The sequence below is a fragment of the Schnuerera sp. genome, from assembly GCF_035459645.1.
Taxonomy (GTDB): domain Bacteria; phylum Bacillota; class Clostridia; order Tissierellales; family Tepidimicrobiaceae; genus Schnuerera.
This window is the reverse complement of record NZ_DATHXO010000256.1, coordinates 1-3,255: the sequence shown is the minus strand read 5'-3', so window position 1 is coordinate 3,255 and position 3,255 is coordinate 1. Positions and strand designations below refer to the sequence as shown.

Genomic DNA, 3,255 nt, shown 5'->3' with positions numbered 1-3,255 from the left:
TTAGTTATTTTTGGGTCTAAATTCCTTAAAGCTCCTGCAGCTGCATTTCTTGCATTTTTAAGTGGCTCTTTGGCTGTCTCGTTGTATTTTTGAAGAGCAGATAAAGGCATTAGCCCCTCCCCTTGCACTTCAATGGTTCCTTTATACCCAATCCTTAAAGGAATGGTTTTTATGGTCTTTAACTGAGGGAGAATGGCTTCTCCTACTGTCCCATTTCCTCTAGTAGCCCCTTGGACCAATTCTCCATCCCTATAGGTTAGATTGATAGTCAATCCATCAAATTTATATTCTACTACATAATTAGGAGGAGGTAGTTTGTCCTCATGACTGTTATTATACTCCTCTATTAATCTCCTAATCCTATTATCCCAATTTATTAATTCCCCATAATTTTGACTTTTATCTAAACTCCAAAGTCTTTCCATATGAAAATGTTTCTCAAATTTATCCAATATCTCTCCACCAACTCTTTGAGTTGGAGAATAGGAGAAAATTTTTCCTGTCTGCTTTTCCAATTTTGCCAATTCATCATATAGGGTATCATATTCCTTATCACTTACTTTTGGTTGGTCTAATGTATAATAGTAATAGTTTAGTTCATTAATTTCTTCAATAAGCTCTTTTATCCTTTTAACTTTATCCATTTACTATTCTCCTTTCAATATTTCTATCGGAGCAATGGAAAGTAGCAATCTTTTAAGGCCTACTTTATCAAAAGCAATTACTATCTCTTTATCTTTATCCCTTTCCTTAATTTGAACTATTGTACCTATACCCCATTTTTTGTGACTAACTTTCATGCCTACATCTACATCCATATTGCCAACAGATGGCCTTGTTTTTGATTTACTACTTTTTTTAGTATAATCATTCACTTTTACAAGTTGTTCTTTATAATTCCTTTGTTTTACTTTTTTCTTCTCTATTGATGATATTGTATAGCCTTCTGGTATTTCATCTATAAACCTAGAAGGTAAAGTATAATTTGTATTACCATAAATAGTTCTCAATTTTGCACTAGTTATGAATAACAGTTTTTCAGCTCTAGTTATAGCTACATAGCATAGCCTTCTTTCCTCTTCTAGTTCTGTTTCATCATCTAAAGCTCTTGAGATAGGGAAAAGCCCTTCCTCCATACCTACCATAAATACTACTGGGAACTCTAAACCTTTGGCAGCATGGACAGTAAGCAAAGTTACAGAATTAGCAACATCCTCAGTTTTATCAACATCTGAAAGAAGAGATACAGTAGCTAGAAAATCTTCTAAAGTTCCTTCTGGGTTCTTAACTTCAAAATCTATGGCTACAGATATAAACTCTTTAATATTATCTAATCTAGTTTGTGATTCAATGCTAGCCTCTTCTTCTAATTCTTTAATATATCCTATCCCATAGACAACTTCTTCTATTAACTCTTTTAGTCCCTTTATTTCTTTCATAGCCATAAATTTGTTTATCATATCCATAAAGGATTTTAAATTATTTTTTGCTCTCGTTGACAATTTAGGTATACTGTCTATATTCAACAATACACTATATATACTTTCCCCAGTTTGATTAGCATATTCCTCAACTTTCTCTAAAGTTGCATTGCCAATTCCTCTTTTTGGTACATTTATAATACGTTTTAAAGATATATCATCTACTGGGTTTTGAATTAGTTTTAAATAAGCTATTATATCTTTTATTTCTTTCCTATCATAAAACCTTAATCCTCCAACAATCTTATAAGGAATACTTTTTCTCATAAAGATTTCTTCAAAAGTCCTTGATTGGGCATTAGTCCTATATAGTATGGCAAAGTCTGAAGGTTTGTATCCTTCATTTACAAGCTCTTCTACTTTATTGGCAACAAAGAAAGCTTCTTCATCTGAATCCAATAAACTCTCCACCACTACTTGGTTTCCTTCTTCATTAGCTGTCCATAATTTTTTCTCTTTTCTGCTTAAATTGTTTTTTATCATATGGTTGGCTACGTTTAATATATTTTTGGTAGAACGATAGTTTTGTTCTAACTTTATAATTTTAGTATTTGGAAAATCTTTTTCGAAGTCCAAAATATTTGAAATATCCGCACCTCTCCATCCGTAGATGCTTTGATCAGGATCCCCCACCACACAGATGTTCTTATATCTTTCTGAAATCAATTCCACCAATTTATACTGTATCTTATTTGTATCCTGAAACTCGTCTACAAATATATACTTAAACTTCCTTTGATAATAATCAAGTACATCTGGATTGGATTTTAATAACTCTACGGTTTTTATTATTAAATCATCAAAATCTAAAGCATTATTGGCTTTAAGCTTTTTCTCATAAAGAGCATATATCTCTCCTACATTCCTGCTATAATAATCACTGTAATTTTGATTTATATATGTATCCGGATCCGTCATTTTATCCTTTAGTGAACTAATAACGCTAAGAACTGACCTTTCCTTATACATATCCTTACTCAAGTTTAAATCCTTAATACATTCTTTCACGACGGTAATTTGATCATCTCTATCATAGATGGAGAAACTTCTATCATATCCTATTTTATCTATATTCCTTCTAAGTATCCTTACACATACAGAGTGAAAGGTACCCATCCATATATCATCTATATTACCATCCAATAAATAATCTACCCTTTCCTTCATTTCGTTGGCAGCTTTATTGGTAAAGGTTATTGCCAAAATATTTCCTGGGAAAATCCCCTTTTCTTCTATTAAATATGCTATCCTATGGGTCAATACTCTAGTTTTCCCACTTCCCGCCCCAGCTAAAATAAGTAAAGGCCCTTCTGTATGGAGAACGGCTTCTTTTTGTCTTTCATTCAGTCCTTCTATCAAATCCATATTGTCACCATCCTAGTTAAACATTAGTTTCCTTTTTATTATATAATAACAATAGATTTTTTCCAATGGAAAAGAACAAGCAAATGTTATTAACGATATTCTTTTACTTGAAAATATAAAAACCCAATGCTAATAATAAAACAATTAGCATTGGGTTTTTGTTTTATCTATTCTTCTTTCATATAGCCTAATCTATCAAATACAATCTTATATCCATCTACTCCATAATTTAATGATCTGTTTATTCTACTGATTGTAGCAGTACTTGCTCCTGTTTTCTTTTCAATCTCATTGTAAGTGTTGTTTAGAGTTAATAATTTTGCCACTTCTAGCCTTTGAGCAATAGACTGAATTTCCTTTATTGTGCAAACGTCTTCAAAAAATCTATAACATTCTTCAACTGTTTCTA

At 31.6% G+C, this 3,255-nt stretch carries 2 protein-coding genes and 1 pseudogene; all 3 read right to left on the bottom strand.

The genetic code is table 11. The features are described 5' to 3' along the window. Positions 1-644: pseudogene (locus VK998_RS06125) on the bottom strand (NAD-dependent DNA ligase LigA); the annotation flags it as partial. A 3-nt stretch (positions 645-647) separates the two neighbouring features. Further along, positions 648-2,846: a DNA helicase PcrA gene (pcrA, locus tag VK998_RS06120; RefSeq protein WP_325226599.1), complete on the bottom strand. Its 2,199-nt coding sequence runs from the start codon at positions 2,844-2,846 to the stop codon at positions 648-650. 167 nt (positions 2,847-3,013) lie between these two features. After that, on the bottom strand, positions 3,014-3,255 hold a 242-nt coding region (locus VK998_RS06115), incomplete at its 5' end, for a YerC/YecD family TrpR-related protein (RefSeq protein WP_325226597.1).